Origin of the sequence: Streptomyces sp. NPDC014801 (assembly GCF_043082085.1) — a bacterium.
In the GTDB taxonomy this organism is placed as follows: domain Bacteria; phylum Actinomycetota; class Actinomycetes; order Streptomycetales; family Streptomycetaceae; genus Streptomyces.
The window spans coordinates 461,464-476,619 of sequence record NZ_JBIBXG010000003.1; the positions used below are offsets into that span (position 1 = coordinate 461,464).

Genomic DNA, 15,156 nt, shown 5'->3' on the forward strand with positions numbered 1-15,156 from the left:
CGAGCGCGCCGGACCTCGGCCGGCGACTCCGCCCGCAGGCGGCGTGACCGGTTTCGACCGGCTCTGATCGGTAATTTTACACCCCTGCCCGCCCCGGACGCGGACTTATCGGTCTGTCGTACGAAGGCTCATACCAGAGCGGGATGCTGAGCGGGGGACTTTGTCAACTGCCCACCGCACATGATGCTGAGGCGACTACTGTGAGTGTCCGTCGGGTGCCGCCCACCCGACCGACCAGGACCCCAGTACGAGGACACCGATGTCTCACCTCCGCGCACCGGCCGCACGCGCAGACCGCCGTGAGGGCGGCGGGCGGCACGGGCGGCCGGCAGTCCGCACCCACCCCTCCGTCCCCGAGGCCCACATACGACCGCAGCTGCTGCGTCTCGCGGTGCTCCCGCCGACCGCCGTCGCCCTGAGCGCCTGCGCGGCCGTGCTCTTCACCGTCCGTTCCTCGGGAGCACGGCCCGGCGCCACCCTGTGGGGCGTACTGGCCGGCGCCGCCGCCGTCGCCCTCGCGGGCATCGTCATCGCCGCCGTCGCCGCCGACCGCACCGCACGCTCCGTCGGCGACCGGGTCGGCGCGCTGCGCCACCGCAGCGCGCGCGGCGAGGCGGACCTGCGGGCCCTCGTCGAAGCGCTGCGCCGCGGCGACGCCCCGCCCGCCCGTGTCCCGCGCGGCACCCCGCCCCCCGACGCCGACGAACTCGACCTGCTCGCCGCCGACCTGGCCCGCGCCCACGACGCCGCCGTCGCCGCCGTCGTCCAGGCCGCGCAGCTGTCCAGCCAGGCCGGCAGCGAGCAGAAGCTGGAGGTCTTCGAGAACCTCGCGCGGCGTCTGCAGTCCCTGGTGCACCGGGAGATCTCCATCCTCGACGAGCTGGAGAACGAGATCGAGGACCCCGACCTGCTCAAGGGCCTCTTCCACGTCGACCACCTCGCCACCCGCATCCGCCGCCACGCCGAGAACCTCGCCGTGCTCGGCGGTGCCGTCTCCCGCCGGCAGTGGAGCCACCCCGTCTCCATGACCGAGGTGCTGCGCTCGGCGATCGCCGAGGTCGAGCAGTACTCCCGGGTCAAACTGGTCCCGCCGATCGAGGGCACCCTGCGCGGGCACGCCGTCGCCGACGTCATCCATCTGCTCGCCGAACTCGTCGAGAACGCCAGCGTGTTCTCCGCCCCGCACACCCAGGTGCTGCTGCGCGCCAACCTCGTCACCTCCGGGCTCGCCGTCGAGGTCGAGGACCGCGGCCTCGGCATGCCGGTCGAGGAGCAGAACCGGATGAACCAGCTGCTCGCCGACCCCGACCAGGTCAACGTCGGGCGGCTGCTCGCCGACGGCCGCATCGGGCTGTACGTCGTCTCCCAGCTGGCCCGCCGGCACGGCATCCGGGTCCGCCTGCAGAGCAACATCTACGGCGGTGTCCAGGCCGTCCTCGTCGTCCCGCAGGCCCTCCTGGGCACGGACACCGGCCTCCTCGGCGCGGACACCGGCCTCGGCACCGCACCGGCGCAAGCGGCCCCGCCGCACGACACCGGCACCCGCGCGCACCCCGTCGTCGTACCGCCGCACGACACCGGCGGGCACCCCGTAGCCGTACCGCCGCACGACAGCGGCGCGCACCCCGTCGTCGTACCGCCGCAGCAGGCGTACGCGACCGGGGCGCACCTGCACGCCGTGCCGCCGACCGAGCACCGGGCCGCCCCCGCCGGTCACGCCCACGCCGGCGTCCCGGACGGCGACGGCGCGGCGGCCGTACGGCCGGCGGACGGGGGCGGCGAGGCCGGAGTGCCGCCGCTGCCCGTGCGCGGGCGGCAGCCCGAACGGGCCACCCCCGCCGCGGCCGTGCCCGGCATCCGGCCCGAGGACCGGCCCGCCGTCGAGGAGATCGCCGGCATGCCGCCCGTCGCCCGCGCCACGGCCGTCCGCGGCACCATGGACAAGCCCCGGCTGCCCCGGCGCCGCGCCCAGGAGCACATCGTCCCGCAGCTGCGCGGCGGCCCCCAGCCCCGTCCCGAGGACGACGACGCCGGGCCCGACCCCCAGCTGATGGCCGCCTTCCAGCGCGGCATCGGCCTCGCCGAGGCGCAGCACGGCCCCGCCCCGGCGGGCACTCTCCGCCCGGAACCGGCCCCCGGCGCCCCCGCCCTGCACCTGCCGCACCCCCAGGGCCCGCCGGCCCCGTACGACACGGGCGCGCACCCCGTGCGCCTGCCCGTGCCACCCGACGGCCCCGGCACCCGCGCACCCGACCACCTCACCACCCGGCAGGACGGGAGCGCACCCGCCGGATGACCACCCCCACCGCTCCCGCCCACCCCCGTACCCCAAGGAGTCGATCCACCATGGCGAGCGAAGCGCCGACCGCCCAGGCAACCGACCTCGACTGGCTGTTGAGCGGCCTCGTCCAGCGCGTCCCCCACACGCACAGCGCCGTCCTGCTGTCCTGCGACGGCCTGGTGAAGTCCGTGCACGGACTCGACGCGGACAGCGCCGACCACATGGCCGCCCTGGCCTCCGGGCTGTACTCGCTCGGCCGCAGCGCCGGCGTCCGCTTCGGCGACGGCGGCGACGTCCGGCAGGTCGTCGTCGAACTCGACGCGACGCTCCTGTTCGTCACCACCGCCGGCTCCGGCACCTGCCTCGCCGTGCTCGCCGGACGCGACGCGGACGCCGCCGTGCTCGGCTACGAGATGGCCATGCTCGTCAAGAGCGTCCGCCCCTACCTGGCCACCGCGCCCCGCCAGCAGTCCGTCGAACCCCCGGTGATGCGGCCTTGAGCATGGCGGCGGCCGGGGAAGGGCCCTGGCTCGACGACGCGGCCGGACGCCTCGTACGCCCCTTCACGGTGAGCAACGGCCGCACCCGGCCCAGCGTCGCACTCGACCTGATGTCACAGGTGATGGCCACCGGGGCGACCCCCCTCGGCTATCTCGGCCCCGAGCACGCCCAGGCCCTCGACCTGTGCCGGGCACCCGTCTCGGTGGCCGAGATCGCCGCCCACCTGAGGCTTCCGGCGGCGGTCACCAAGGTGCTGCTGTCCGACCTCGTCGACACCGGGGTGCTCACCACCAAGCCCCCGGCGTACCACCACCAACCCACCGACCGGGCCCTACTGGAGGCAGTGCTCGATGGACTACGACGACAGCTCTGAGACGGCCCACGCCCGCTCCGGCTACGGCGGCCGTCCCGAGTACCGCGGCCGCGCCCCCGAGAGCACCGGGCACGGCGAGGCCGGCGACCCCTTCCCGACCGCGCTGAAGATCCTCGTCGCGGGCGGCTTCGGGGTCGGCAAGACCACCTTCGTCGGCGCCGTCAGCGAGATCGCCCCGCTCAGCACCGAGGAACTCCTCACCACGGTGAGCGCGGCCACCGACAGCCTCGAAGGCGTCGAGAACAAGATGGAGACCACGGTCGCCATGGACTTCGGCCGCATCACCCTCGACGCCGAGCACGTGCTGTACCTGTTCGGCACGCCCGGGCAGGAGCGGTTCTGGTTCATGTGGGACGAGCTGTGCGAGGGCGCCCTCGGCGCGGTCGTGCTCGCCGACACCCGGCGGCTGCAGGACTGCTTCGCCGCCGTCGACTTCTTCGAGGAACGCGGCCTCGGCTTCATCGTCGCCGTCAACGAGTTCGACGGCGCCCACCGCTACGACCCCGAGGAGGTCCGCGCCGCCATCGACCTGGCCCCCGAGATCCCCGTCGTGCGCTGCGACGCCCGGATCTCCGCCTCCGGCGTCCAGACCCTGCTCACCCTCGTCCGCCACCTCATCGCCTACGCCCCCGTCGCCCCCGCGCCCATCCGGGGCCTGTGACGTGACGCCCGCCGACCGCCCACGGAGCCCGTCCATGCCCCACGCCCACACCACCGGAGTCCGGCCATGAGGTACGAGCCGCCGAGCCCCGTCGGCCGGCTGCTGCTCACCCCCGAGGACCGCGACGCGCCCGCCCGCACCCGCCGGCTGCACCTGCTCGGCCTCGGCGAGCGGCCCGAACCCGCCCTCGACTCCTACGCCGCCCACCTGGCCGCCCTCACCGGCGCGCCGTTCGGGATGGTCAACTTCCTCGGCGCGGACGGGCAGTTCTTCGCCGGACTGCACGCCCCGCCCCCGCCGCCGCCCGCGCCCGGCGAACGCCCGCGCCCCGGGCTCGGCCGCGTCCTGCCCCGCGACCACGGCTACTGCCCGCATGTCGCCGTGCGCCGCCGCGCCCTGGCCCTGGAGGACGTCGCCGACTACCCGCGCTTCGCCGGCAACCCGGTCGTCGACGCGTACGGCATCCGCTCCTACCTCGGCGCCCCGCTCATCGACTCCACCGGCATCGTGCTGGGCACCGTGTGCGTCGCCGACCGCGCACCACGGACCTGGGGCACGGCCGGCCTGGAGACCATCAAGTCCGCGGCCGCCGACCTCGTGGGCCGGCTGGAACACGGGCTGGTGTGACCCGCAGGACCGGCAGGCAGGGGCCGGTGTGACGACTGGACCGAAGGCGTGAAGGAAAGCTGAGACGCCGCTTAAGAAAAGCTCGATGGACCCCGGCGTGCGCTATACGGCAGATTGCTGAACGCATTCCCATCCCTCTCCCGCACGCGGGCTTCTTCGGCCTGCCCGCGCCCGGGCCCGAGCACCACAGGAGCCGTAGCGTTGAAGGCGCTGGTCAAGGAGAAGGCGGAGCCCGGACTGTGGCTCACGGACGTCCCGGAGCCGGCCGTCGGCCCCGGTGACGTCCTGATCAAGGTGCTGCGCACCGGCATCTGCGGCACCGACCTGCACATCCGTGCCTGGGACGGCTGGGCGCAGCAGGCGATCGACACCCCGCTGGTGGTCGGGCACGAGTTCGTCGGCGAGGTCGTCGCCACCGGGCGCGACGTCGGTGACATCGCGGTCGGCGACCGGGTCAGCGGCGAGGGCCACCTGGTGTGCGGCAAGTGCCGCAACTGCCTGGCCGGCCGCCGCCATCTGTGCCGGGCCACCGTCGGGCTCGGCGTCGGCCGCGACGGGGCGTTCGCCGAGTACGTCGCGCTGCCCGCGTCCAATGTGTGGGTGCACCGCGTGCCCGTCGACCTCGACATCGCCGCGATCTTCGACCCGTTCGGCAACGCCGTGCACACCGCGCTGTCGTTCCCGCTGGTCAACGAGGACGTGCTGATCACCGGCGCCGGGCCGATCGGCCTGATGGCCGCCGCCGTGGCCAAGCACGCGGGCGCCCGCCACGTCGTCGTCACCGACGTCAGCGAGGAGCGCCTGGAGCTGGCCCGCAAGATCGGCGCCAGCCTGGCCCTGGACGTCTCCCGGACCTCCATCGCCGACGGCCAGCGCGAACTCGGCCTGCGCGAGGGCTTCGACGTCGGCCTGGAGATGTCCGGCAATCCCGCCGCGATGCGCGACATGATCGCCAACATGACCCACGGCGGCAAGATCGCCATGCTCGGCCTGCCCGCCGAGGAGTTCCCCGTCGACTGGGCCCGCATCGTCACCTCGATGATCACCATCAAGGGCATCTACGGCCGGGAGATGTTCGAGACCTGGTACGCGATGTCGGTGCTGCTGGAGGGCGGCCTCGACCTCGCCCCCGTGATCACCGGCCGCTACGGCTACCGCGACTTCGAGGCGGCGTTCGACGACGCCGCGAGCGGCAAGGGCGGCAAGGTCATCCTCGACTGGACCGCGTAAGTCATCTGTCTTCCCAGGAGCTTCAGCATGTTCGACTCCGTGCGCGACGACCTGCGCGCCACCCTCGACGAGATCCGCGCCGCCGGCCTGCACAAGCCCGAGCGGGTCATCGACACCCCGCAGTCCGCGACCGTCAACGTCACCGCCGGCGGCCGCCCCGGTGAGGTCCTCAACTTCTGCGCCAACAACTACCTCGGCCTGGCCGACCACCCCGAGGTCGTCGCCGCCGCCCACGCGGCCCTGGACCGCTGGGGCTACGGCATGGCCTCGGTGCGCTTCATCTGCGGCACCCAGGAGGTGCACAAGGAGCTGGAGGCCCGCCTGTCGGCCTTCCTCGGCCAGGAGGACACGATCCTGTACTCCTCCTGCTTCGACGCCAACGGCGGTGTCTTCGAGACGCTGCTCGGCGAGGAGGACGCCGTCATCTCCGACGCCCTCAACCACGCCTCCATCATCGACGGCATCCGCCTGTCCAAGGCCCGCCGCTTCCGGTATGCCAACCGGGACCTGGAGGACCTGGAGCGGCAGCTGAAGGAGGCGGCCGACGCCCGCCGCCGCCTGATCGTCACCGACGGCGTCTTCTCCATGGACGGCTACGTGGCCCCGCTGGCGGAGATCTGCGACCTCGCCGACCGCTACGACGCGATGGTCATGGTCGACGACTCGCACGCCGTCGGCTTCGTCGGCCCCACCGGCCGCGGCACCCCCGAGCTGCACGGCGTGATGGACCGCGTCGACATCATCACCGGCACCCTCGGCAAGGCCCTCGGCGGCGCCTCAGGCGGCTATGTCGCCGCCCGCGCCGAGATCGTCGCCCTGCTGCGCCAGCGCTCGCGTCCGTACCTGTTCTCCAACACGCTCGCCCCGGTGATCGCGGCGGCCTCCCTGAAGGTCCTCGACCTGCTGGAGTCGGCCGACGACCTGCGCGTCCGCCTCGCCGAGAACACCGCGCTGTTCCGCCGCCGGATGACCGAGGAGGGCTTCGACATCCTCCCCGGCGACCACGCCATCGCCCCGGTGATGATCGGCGACGCGGCCGTCGCCGGCCGGATGGCGGAGCTGCTGCTGGAGCGCGGCGTGTACGTGATCGGCTTCTCCTACCCGGTCGTGCCGCAGGGCGCCGCCCGCATCCGCGTCCAGCTCTCCGCCGCGCACTCCACCGAGGACGTCAACCGCGCGGTGGACGCCTTCGTGGCGGCGCGCGCGGAGCTGGGCGGCTGATCCCACGGCAGCGTTGAGGCCAGGGGATCCGGGAGGGTACGGGACCTGAGAGAATCGGTTCCGTGATCGAAGCGCGGCGGCTCCACATCCTCCGTGCGGTGGCCGACCACCGCACGGTGACGGCGGCTGCCGCCGCGCTGTACCTCACGCCCTCGGCGGTCTCCCAGCAGCTCACCGCGCTGGAGCAGGAGACCGGCCACCGCCTGGTCGAGCGGGGAGCCAAGGGCGTACGGCTCACCCCGGCCGGCGAGATCCTGCTCAGTCATACCAACGCGGTCCTCGCCCAGCTGGAGCGGGCCGAGGCCGAACTCGCCGCGTACGGCTCCGGTGAGGCCGGCACCGTCACGGTCGCCGCCTTCGCCACGGGCATCGCCCTGGTCGTCGCCCCCGCGGTCGCCCGGCTCGCCCGCACGGCGCCCGGCATCCGCATCCGCGTCCAGGACGCCGAGGGCGACGCCAGCCTGCCGATGGTCCTCGACCGGCAGGTCGACGTGGCGGTCGCCGTCGAGTACCGCGGGGCGCCGCCCGCCGACGACCCGCGCCTCGCGCACGTCCCGCTGTACGCCGAGCCCTTCGACGCCGTCGTGCCGGTCACCCACCGCCTCGCCGACGCCGACGAGGTCCCGCTCGCCGAACTGGCCAAGGACCCCTGGATCGGCCCCTACCCGGGCAACCCCTGCCACGACGTGGTCGTCCTGGCCTGCGAGCACGCCGGTTTCCAGCCCCGCCTGGAGCACTCCTCCGACGACTTCCGCGCGGTCGTCGCGCTCGCCGCCGCCGACGCGGGCGTGGCCCTCGTACCGCGCTCGGCCCTGCGCGGCATGGACCTCACCGGCGTGGTGGTCCGCCCGGTCGACGGCTCCCCGCCCACCCGCCGCGTCTTCGCCGCCGTACGCCGAGGCGCGGAGGAGCATCCCCTGATCCGCCCGGTCCTGGACGCGCTGAGCGCGGCGGCCGAGGCGTAGACGTTCCCGGTCCTGCGCTGTCCGTCGGTTCCGCCGTGAGCTTTCCGTAACGGGGGCGTCTCATATATGGGATAGCTTCCCGGATATGAGAACCGAGGAGAACCTGCCCGACTCGGTCGACGTACGTCTCGGCGTACGCCTGGCCGCCCTGCGGGCCGAGCACGGCTGGTCGCTGGGCGAACTCGCCGAGCGCAGCGGGATCAGCCGCTCAACGCTGTCGCGTGCGGAGCGCGCCGAGACCAGCCCGACCGCCGCGCTGCTCAACCGGCTCTGCCATGTCTACGGGCGGACCATGTCGCAGCTGCTCAGCGAGGTGGAGGCGGAACCCGCGCCGGTGCTGCGGGTGGGTGAGCAGCCGGTGTGGGAGGACCGGGCGTCGGGGTTCGTGCGGCGCTCGGTGTCCCCGCCGCACGCAGGGCTGCGGGGCGAACTCGTCGAGGGCCGGCTCTCCGCCGGGGCGGACATCGCCTACGACCGGCCGCCCGTCGCCGGCCTGGAGCAGCACCTCTGGGTGCTGGAAGGGGCGTTGGAGGTCACCGTGCAGGACGTCACGCACCGGCTGGACGCCGGTGACTGCCTGCGGATGCGGGTCTGGGGGCCGACGCGGTTCCGGTGCGCGGACGACGCCGGCGTGCGCTACCTGCTGGCGGTGGTACGGCCGTGAAGCGCCTGGACGCCTCTCATATCCGAAGCTCCGCCGGGGAGTTGGCCGAGCTGCTCGTGGACACGGTGGACGGGGGAGCCTCCGTCGGATTCCTCGCGCCCCTGGACACGGCCGAGGCCGCCGCGTGGTGGCGGGAGCGCGCCGCGGCCGTGGCCGCCGGGCGGCTGCTGGTGTGGGCGGCGTACGACGACGGGGGGCCGGCCGGTACCGTGAGCCTCGCCCTGGCCGACAAGCCCAACAGCCGGCACCGCGCCGAGGTCGTCAAACTGATGGTGCACCGCCGCGCCCGCGGCCGGGGACTGGGCCGCATCCTGCTGCGCACCGCCGAGTCGGCGGCCGGCGCGGCCGGCATCACGCTGCTGCACCTGGACACCGAGACCGGCAGCCCCGCCGAGGCCCTCTACCGGTCCGCCGGCTGGACCCGTGCCGGGACGATCCCCGACTACGCGGCGAGCCCCGACGGCGTGCCGCGGCCGACGACCCTGTACTACAAGCGGATCGGCGCGGCCGCCGCCGGGTGAGTGTCAGTGGCAGCGGCTACGGTTCCTGCCATGCCGGATGCCGAAGACGTACGCCGTGTCGCGCTGTCCCTGCCGGACACGACGGAGAAGACCGCCTGGAGCATGCCCACGTTCCGGGTCGCGGGGAAGATGTTCGCCACCCTGCCGGAGGACGAGACCTCCATGGCGGTGCGCTGCCCCAAGGAGGAGCGCGACGAACTCGTGCTTGCCGAGCCGGAGAAGTTCTGGATCGCGGGGCACGAGGCGCAGTTCGCCTGGATCCGGGTGCGGCTCGCGGCGCTGGAGGACGAACAGGAGCTGCGTGACATCCTCGGCGACTCCTGGCGCCAGGCAGCCCCGGCGCGGCTGCTGGAGGCGTACCCGGCAGTGGGGCGTCCCGGTCCGGGGTGAACGGCGTCCCGGTGCTGGGTGCCCGGTGTCCCGGTCCGGGGTGCCCGGTGTCCCGGTCTCGGGTGCACACGCGCGGTGCCGGCCGCGGCTCCGGGCGGTGCGGGCCGGGCTTCGCGCGGTGCGGGCCGCGGCTCCGCGCCCGGGTGGGAGGTCGCGCCGCGGGGGCGTTCCCGCCCGGAAAAACCCCGGGGCGTTGTCAGTGGGGCGTGGCATGATCCGACGGCAGTGAGTGGAGGCCGGGGCGGAGGGGGCTCCGGCATCCACGGACACCGGGAGGGGAGGACCGGGGGTGGGTGACGCCGGGAGCGGGGCCGCGCGCGCCACGTCGGGGGTGTGGTCGCGGGACTTCGCGCTGTTCTTCGCGGCGCGGGCCGTGGCCCGGCTCGGCGACACCATGCTGCCGGTCGCCCTCGCCGCGGGCCTGCTGGAACACGGGTACGGCGCGGGCGCGGTCGGCCTCGCCATGGCGGCGACCGCGGCGGCCTTCGCCGGGCTCGTCGTGTTCGGCGGGGTGATCGCCGACCGCTTCTCCACCCGCAAGCTGATGATCGGCGCCGACCTGGTCCGGCTGGGCACGCAGTCCCTCGCCGCCGCGCTGTTCTTCGCCGACCACGTCGTGCTGTGGGAGATCTGCGCGATCGGCTTCGCCAACGGCGTGGCGGGCGCCGTCTTCCAGCCGGGCGTAGCCAGCACGGTGCCGCGCCTGGCCACCGACATCCAGGGCGCCAACGGCGCCATCCGCATCGCCGAGTCCGCCGCCCAGCTGGCCGGCCCCGCGCTCGCCGGCCTGCTCGTCGGCTTCGCCTCCCCGGGCGGAGTGTTCGCCGCGCATGCCGCCACCTACGCGATCAGCGCCCTGTGCCTGCTGCTGATACGGCTGCCCGCGCCCGCCCCGGGCGAGGGCCCGCAGCGGCGCGGGGCCCGCGCCTTCCGCGCCGATCTCGTGGAGGGCTGGCGGGAGTTCCGGGCACGCACCTGGCTGTGGGGCGTGATCGCCGTCTGGTGCCTGTACATGATCGCCGTGTGGGGTCCGAGCGTGCCCCTGGTCGCCGCCGAGGTGGTGCAGCACCACGGGCCGCGCGCCTACGGACTGGTCAACTCCGCCCTCGGCGCCGGCACCGTCGTCGGCGGTCTGCTCGCGCTGCGGCTGCGGCCCCGGCGGATGCTGCGCGCCGGGGGGATCGCGCTGTTCGGCTTCGCCGCCTTCCCGGCGGCCGTCGGCGCGGGGCTGGGCGTGCCCGCCATGGCGGCGGGGGCGGCGGTCGCCGGGGCGGCGATGTCGTTCTGGGGCGTGATGTGGGCGACGACCGTGCAGACCCAGGTCCCCGCCGAGGTCCTCAACCGGATCCACGCCTACGACGTCGCCGGTTCCCTCGCGATGATGCCCGTCGGCCAGGCTCTCGCCGGACCGGCCGCCTCCGCGCTGGGCACCTCGCATGTGCTGCTGGTGTCCGCGGCGATGAGCCTGGTGGTCGCCGCGGCGCTGCTGGCGGTGCCCGCGATACGCGGCCTGGTCCGCGCCGACGCCGCACCGCGCGGCGGCCTGCCGGCCGGGCAGCCGGCGACGACGGACCACGGCTGACGGGGCCGTTCCCGCGCACGGCAGGTCGCCCTCACGGGCGGGTCCGCGTCCCCGTGCCCGCGCGCGGCCGGACTCAGGCCGCCGTCCCCGCCGCGAGGAATGCGCTGATGCGGGCCCGCAGCGAGCGGGCGTCCAGGCCGTGCGCCGCCACGTGTTCCTCGATCGTGCCGTAGCGCCGCAGCTCGCGCCGCCCCACGCCCAGTCCCAGCACCCGGTGCGGCAGATCGGCGAGGGCGTCGTTCGCGGCGGCCGTCGACGTGCCCGCCAGATACGGCTCGACCAGCACGACGTCCGGCCGCGCCACGTCGGCCGCCCAGCGCAGGGACGCCGCGTCGAAGGGCCGCACCGTCGTCGCGTACAACACGGCCACGTCCAGGCCCTCGGTCGCCTCCAGCACCGCGTCCAGCGTCGGGCCGACGGCGACGACCACACCCGCGCGGCCCTCCCGCACGGTCAGGAAGCGCTCCCCGTCCACCGGCCGCGCCTGGGCGTGGGACTGCACCGACAGCCGCACGTACACCTTGTCGTCGCCGGCCGCGACGGCGTGCCGCAGCAGGGCCTCCGCCTCGTCGGGGTGGCCCGGCACGTGCACGGTCCAGCCGTCCAGCGTGTCCAGCAGGGCCACGTCGCCGGGCGCCATGTGGGTGAACCCGCCCGCCGGCCAGTCGAAGGAGGCGGCCGCGCTGACCAGGACCCCGCCCAGCCCCTGGTGCCCGAAGTCCAGCTTGACCTGCTCGAAGGGACGTTCGACGAGAAAGCTCGCGAAGGTGTGCATGACCGGGCGCAGCCCGGCCAGCGCCAGCCCGGCGCCCGCGCCGATCAGCAACTGCTCGCGGATGCCCACGTTGACCACCCGGTCCGGGTGGCGGCGCAGCGCCTCGCCGAAGTCCGCCGCACCGATCTCGGCGAGGACCACCGCGACGCGCGGATCCTCGTCCAGCAGCCGGGTCATCACGGGGGCGAACCGTTCACGCATGGTGTCCATGAGAAAGCTCTTCCTTCCGGGCTTCGGGGTTCAGGAGTTCTTCGGCTCGACCCGGGCGACCACGACATGCGGGCGGCCCGGATGGGGTGCGGTGAAGGCGTCGTACAGCGCGTCGTGGTCCCGGCCGTCCACGGTCACCGCGGACCAGCCCGCCGCCTCGAACCGGGCGGTGATCCCGCCGGGCCGGGCATGCCGGGCGGAGGCGTTGTCGATGACGACGGTGTGCAGCCGCTCCAGCCCGGCCGGGCCGGCGAACGCGATCGCCTCGTGATTGCTGCCCTCGTCCAGTTCCGCGTCCCCGACGAGCACCCACACCGCCGGCTCGGTCAGCCGCCGTGCGCGCAGTCCCAGCGCGGTGCCCACCGCGATCGGCAGCCCGTGCCCCAGCGAGCCGCTGCCGATCTCGGCGCCCGGCACCAGCATCCGGTCCGGGTGGTGCCCGAGGGGCGAGTCGTACGACCCGAAACCGGGCAGCCACTCCACCGGCACGAACCCCTTCGCGGCCAGCACCGCGTAGTACGCCATCGGCCCGTGCCCCTTGGACAGCAGGAACCGGTCACGCGCCGGGTCGTCGAGCCGGCCGGGCGCGACGCGCAGCACCCGGTCGTAGAGCACCCACAGCACGTCCAGCGTGGACGTGGCGGCGGGCCCGTGTTTCTCGTCGCCGGTCATCAGCCCCATCAGCCCGGGCAGGTCGGCGTATCCGTAGGTGCGGACGTCTTCGTCGATGATCGCCATGCCGACGAGCGTGCAACCTCGAGCGGACTTGAGGTCAAGCGCGAGGGAGAGGACACCCGGCACCGAGACCCGGCACCCCGCGAGCCCTAAAGGGGCGCGCGACCACCGACACGAGTGCGGTATTGTTTCCCTGTCCGTACGGCCGGGGGAAACCCCAGGTCAGGCGGGCAACGGGACGTGGCGCAGCTTGGTAGCGCACTTGACTGGGGGTCAAGGGGTCGCAGGTTCAAATCCTGTCGTCCCGACGGAAGCACTGCTTCATGGTCGTAGGTCCAAGGGCTCTGCCCCGCACAGCGGGGCGGGGCCCTTGGCCGTGTTCCGGATGTCGACGGGGGAGCCGATGGCGTCGGTCAGGCAGGTCCAGGTCACCTTCGACTGCGCGGAGCCCGAGCGGCTCGCGCGCTTCTGGTGCGAGGTGCTGGGGTACGTCGTACCGCAGCCGCCTCAGGGGTGCGCCACCTGGGACGACTACTGGCGCTCCCGGCCGGAGGAGGAGCGGGACGCGTGGTTCGCGTGCGTCGATCCCTCAGGAGTGGGTCCGCGGCTGTACTTCCAGCGCGTGCCCGAGGGGAAGGCCGCCAAGAACCGGGTCCACCTCGACGTACGGGTCGCCCCCGGGCTCGTGGGCGAGGAGCGCCTCGCCGCGCTGGAGGCCGAGTGCGCACGGCTGATCCCGCTCGGCGCGGTGCACGTACGGACCCTGTACGACGGCACGGACGCGTGCCTGCCGATGCTGGACATCGAGGGCAACGAGTTCTGCCTGGACTGAGCCGCGGACGGTCGTCCCGGCCCGCTCGGACACACGGCGCAGGGGGCTCCGGACGGTTCCGGAGCCCCCTCGTTGCCCTTCCGGCGCGGCGTCAGTAGGCGCGCGCGACCACGGCCACGGTGCCCGGCTGGTCGTCGCTCGCGGGGACCGAGCCGTCCTCGGCGACCAGGCACCGCACGGTCACGCCCTGCTCGGCGAGTGCCGCCTCGCCCTGCGGGCCGAGCGCGGCCCACGGGATGCGGGCCCAGCCGGTGGCCGCGGCCTCGGCGGCCTCCTCGATCGTGGTCACGTCGACGGTGCGTTCCTCGCGGTGCCGGCGGGACTGCGCGAGCAGCAGCGCCTGGTCGTCCTCCAGCACCTTCGGCAGCAGCTCGCCCAGCGCCTCCACGGGCAGCGCCTCCTTGCTGCCGGGGATGCGGCGGACCAGGACGGCGGTGCCGGCGTCCACGTCGCGCGGCCCGACCTCGATCCGGACCGGTACGCCCTTGAGCTCCCAGTCGACCGCGCGGCGGCCGAACGGCGTGTCGGTGCGGTCGTCGACGTGGACACGGACGCCCGCCGCCGTCAGCCGGTCTCCGATCTCCCGGACCCGCGCCAGGACCGCCTCGTCGCCCTTGACCGCGAGCACGACGGCCTGGATCGCGGCCAGCCGCGGCGGGACGCGCAGCCCGTGGTCGTCGCCGTGGACCATCACCAGGCCGCCGACCATGCGGGTCGTGGAGCCCCAGGAGGTCTGCCAGACGTACTCCTGGCGGCCGTCCCGGGACAGGTAGCGGGTGTCGAAGGCCTTGGCGAAGTTCTGGCCGAGCTCGTGGCTGGTGCTCATCTGCAGGGCCTTGCCGTCGCCCATCATCGCCTCGAGCGTGAGCGTGTTGATCGCGCCGGCGAACCGCTCCCGGGCCGTCTTGCGCCCCGCGACGACGTCGATGGCGAGGACGTTCGCCATGAAGTCGGCGTAGACGTCGCGGTGGATGCGCGCGGCGTAGGCCCGGGCGTCCTCGTAGCCGGCGTGCGCGGTGTGCCCCTCCTGCCACAGGAACTCCGTGGTCCGCAGGAACACCCGGGGGCGCAGTTCCCAGCGGACCACGTTCGCCCACTGGTTGATCAGCAGGGGCAGGTCGCGGTAGCTCTGCACCCACTTGGAGAAGTAGTCGTTGACGATCGTCTCGGAGGTGGGCCGCACCACGACCGGCTCCTCCAGCTCCTTGCCGCCGGCGTGCGTGACGACGGCCAGCTCGGGGGCGAACCCCTCGACGTGCTCGGCCTCCTTCGTCAGGTACGACTGCGGGATGAACAGCGGGAAGTAGGCGTTCTGCGCGCCGGCCGCCTTGATGCGCGCGTCCAGGTCCTGCTGCATCCGCTCCCACAGGCCGTAGCCGTACGGTCGGACGACCATGGTGCCGCGCACCGGCCCGTTGTCGGCCAGTTCGGCCTTGCCGATCAGCTCCTGGTACCAGCGCGGGAAGTCGTCCGCCCGGGGCGTGAGAACGGGTGCTTGTGCCATGGCGGCATGGTAGGGACCGCTCCGGTCGCCTGCGACCGTGTTTTCCGGCGTCCACCCCGCGCTTCGCGCACGGGACGTCGCGGCGCCCACGCGGTGCCGCGCGCACGGGCGGGTGCGCCCACGCGGTGCCGCGCGCAGGGGGCT

At 74.2% G+C, this 15,156-nt stretch carries 16 protein-coding genes and 1 tRNA gene; 14 read left to right on the forward strand and 3 right to left on the reverse strand.

The genetic code is table 11. The features are described 5' to 3' along the window. The first annotated feature begins 259 nt into the window (after positions 1-259). From ACF1AL_RS08720 to ACF1AL_RS08775, 12 genes are all read left to right on the forward strand, one after another. Positions 260-2,296: an ATP-binding protein gene (locus ACF1AL_RS08720; RefSeq protein WP_391825636.1), complete on the forward strand. Its 2,037-nt coding sequence runs from the start codon at positions 260-262 to the stop codon at positions 2,294-2,296. Between the two features lie 50 nt (positions 2,297-2,346). Beyond that, the gene (locus tag ACF1AL_RS08725; RefSeq protein ID WP_366834837.1) at positions 2,347-2,781 is read left to right on the forward strand and encodes a roadblock/LC7 domain-containing protein; all 435 of its coding nucleotides are present in this window, start codon (positions 2,347-2,349) and stop codon (positions 2,779-2,781) included. Positions 2,782-2,783: 2 nt separating this feature from the next. Continuing rightward, on the forward strand, positions 2,784-3,155 hold the full coding sequence (locus ACF1AL_RS08730) for a DUF742 domain-containing protein (protein WP_366835057.1): 372 nt from the start codon (positions 2,784-2,786) through the stop codon (positions 3,153-3,155). Continuing rightward, positions 3,133-3,816, forward strand: a complete 684-nt coding sequence (locus ACF1AL_RS08735; RefSeq protein WP_366834838.1) for an ATP/GTP-binding protein — start codon at positions 3,133-3,135, stop codon at positions 3,814-3,816. Before ACF1AL_RS08730 ends, ACF1AL_RS08735 begins: the two co-directional genes overlap by 23 nt. Positions 3,817-3,882: 66 nt before the next feature. Beyond that, entirely contained in the window at positions 3,883-4,443 is a 561-nt protein-coding gene (locus ACF1AL_RS08740; protein WP_386911582.1) for a GAF domain-containing protein, read from the forward strand. Positions 4,444-4,644: 201 nt separating this feature from the next. Beyond that, positions 4,645-5,673 carry an L-threonine 3-dehydrogenase gene (tdh, locus tag ACF1AL_RS08745; RefSeq protein ID WP_366834840.1) on the forward strand — a complete coding sequence of 343 codons (1,029 nt, stop codon included), beginning with the start codon at positions 4,645-4,647 and terminating at the stop codon, positions 5,671-5,673. Positions 5,674-5,700: 27 nt separating this feature from the next. Beyond that, on the forward strand, positions 5,701-6,894 hold the full coding sequence (locus ACF1AL_RS08750; protein ID WP_366834841.1) for a glycine C-acetyltransferase: 1,194 nt from the start codon (positions 5,701-5,703) through the stop codon (positions 6,892-6,894). 62 nt (positions 6,895-6,956) lie between these two features. Beyond that, positions 6,957-7,859, forward strand: a complete 903-nt coding sequence (locus ACF1AL_RS08755) for a LysR family transcriptional regulator (protein WP_386583701.1) — start codon at positions 6,957-6,959, stop codon at positions 7,857-7,859. Between the two features lie 85 nt (positions 7,860-7,944). Next, on the forward strand, positions 7,945-8,523 hold the full coding sequence (locus ACF1AL_RS08760; protein ID WP_391780368.1) for a helix-turn-helix domain-containing protein: 579 nt from the start codon (positions 7,945-7,947) through the stop codon (positions 8,521-8,523). Beyond that, positions 8,520-9,044, forward strand: a complete 525-nt coding sequence (locus tag ACF1AL_RS08765) for a GNAT family N-acetyltransferase (protein WP_391825637.1) — start codon at positions 8,520-8,522, stop codon at positions 9,042-9,044. The genes ACF1AL_RS08760 and ACF1AL_RS08765 overlap by 4 nt, the downstream gene beginning before the upstream one ends. Before the next feature lie 30 nt (positions 9,045-9,074). Then, positions 9,075-9,434: an MmcQ/YjbR family DNA-binding protein gene (locus tag ACF1AL_RS08770; RefSeq protein ID WP_366834844.1), complete on the forward strand. Its 360-nt coding sequence runs from the start codon at positions 9,075-9,077 to the stop codon at positions 9,432-9,434. Between the two features lie 289 nt (positions 9,435-9,723). Then, the gene (locus ACF1AL_RS08775; RefSeq protein WP_391818506.1) at positions 9,724-11,016 is read left to right on the forward strand and encodes an MFS transporter; all 1,293 of its coding nucleotides are present in this window, start codon (positions 9,724-9,726) and stop codon (positions 11,014-11,016) included. 73 nt (positions 11,017-11,089) lie between these two features. Here ACF1AL_RS08775 and ACF1AL_RS08780 read toward each other — a convergent pair whose 3' ends face one another. Next, positions 11,090-12,001 (reverse strand): transketolase family protein, encoded by a 912-nt coding sequence (locus tag ACF1AL_RS08780; RefSeq protein ID WP_391818504.1) that lies wholly within the window; start codon positions 11,999-12,001, stop codon positions 11,090-11,092. A 30-nt stretch (positions 12,002-12,031) separates the two neighbouring features. Further along, entirely contained in the window at positions 12,032-12,739 is a 708-nt protein-coding gene (locus ACF1AL_RS08785; protein WP_391695828.1) for a transketolase, read from the reverse strand. Positions 12,740-12,910: 171 nt separating this feature from the next. Between ACF1AL_RS08785 and ACF1AL_RS08790 the strand changes: the two genes are divergently transcribed. Beyond that, a tRNA-Pro gene (locus ACF1AL_RS08790) sits at positions 12,911-12,984 on the forward strand. 95 nt (positions 12,985-13,079) lie between these two features. After that, positions 13,080-13,508, forward strand: a complete 429-nt coding sequence (locus tag ACF1AL_RS08795) for a VOC family protein (protein ID WP_366834848.1) — start codon at positions 13,080-13,082, stop codon at positions 13,506-13,508. A gap of 91 nt (positions 13,509-13,599) precedes the next feature. Here the strand turns inward: ACF1AL_RS08795 and proS are convergent, their stop codons facing one another. Further along, positions 13,600-15,012 (reverse strand): proline--tRNA ligase, encoded by a 1,413-nt coding sequence (proS, locus tag ACF1AL_RS08800; protein WP_391825638.1) that lies wholly within the window; start codon positions 15,010-15,012, stop codon positions 13,600-13,602. Between the last annotated feature and the right edge of the window lie 144 nt (positions 15,013-15,156).

What these genes read in the sequence shown, in the direction of transcription:
- ACF1AL_RS08750 (WP_366834841.1), top strand. Translation starts at nt 5,701, where the DNA reads ATGTTCGACTCCGTGCGCGACGACCTGCGCGCCACCCTCGACGAGATC.
- ACF1AL_RS08785 (WP_391695828.1), bottom strand. Translation starts at nt 12,739, where the DNA reads ATGGCGATCATCGACGAAGACGTCCGCACCTACGGATACGCCGACCTG.
- ACF1AL_RS08730 (WP_366835057.1), top strand. Translation starts at nt 2,784, where the DNA reads ATGGCGGCGGCCGGGGAAGGGCCCTGGCTCGACGACGCGGCCGGACGC.
- ACF1AL_RS08795 (WP_366834848.1), top strand. Translation starts at nt 13,080, where the DNA reads ATGGCGTCGGTCAGGCAGGTCCAGGTCACCTTCGACTGCGCGGAGCCC.
- ACF1AL_RS08760 (WP_391780368.1), top strand. Translation starts at nt 7,945, where the DNA reads ATGAGAACCGAGGAGAACCTGCCCGACTCGGTCGACGTACGTCTCGGC.
- ACF1AL_RS08720 (WP_391825636.1), top strand. Translation starts at nt 260, where the DNA reads ATGTCTCACCTCCGCGCACCGGCCGCACGCGCAGACCGCCGTGAGGGC.
- ACF1AL_RS08725 (WP_366834837.1), top strand. Translation starts at nt 2,347, where the DNA reads ATGGCGAGCGAAGCGCCGACCGCCCAGGCAACCGACCTCGACTGGCTG.
- ACF1AL_RS08735 (WP_366834838.1), top strand. Translation starts at nt 3,133, where the DNA reads ATGGACTACGACGACAGCTCTGAGACGGCCCACGCCCGCTCCGGCTAC.
- proS (WP_391825638.1), bottom strand. Translation starts at nt 15,012, where the DNA reads ATGGCACAAGCACCCGTTCTCACGCCCCGGGCGGACGACTTCCCGCGC.
- ACF1AL_RS08770 (WP_366834844.1), top strand. Translation starts at nt 9,075, where the DNA reads ATGCCGGATGCCGAAGACGTACGCCGTGTCGCGCTGTCCCTGCCGGAC.
- ACF1AL_RS08740 (WP_386911582.1), top strand. Translation starts at nt 3,883, where the DNA reads ATGAGGTACGAGCCGCCGAGCCCCGTCGGCCGGCTGCTGCTCACCCCC.
- ACF1AL_RS08780 (WP_391818504.1), bottom strand. Translation starts at nt 12,001, where the DNA reads ATGGACACCATGCGTGAACGGTTCGCCCCCGTGATGACCCGGCTGCTG.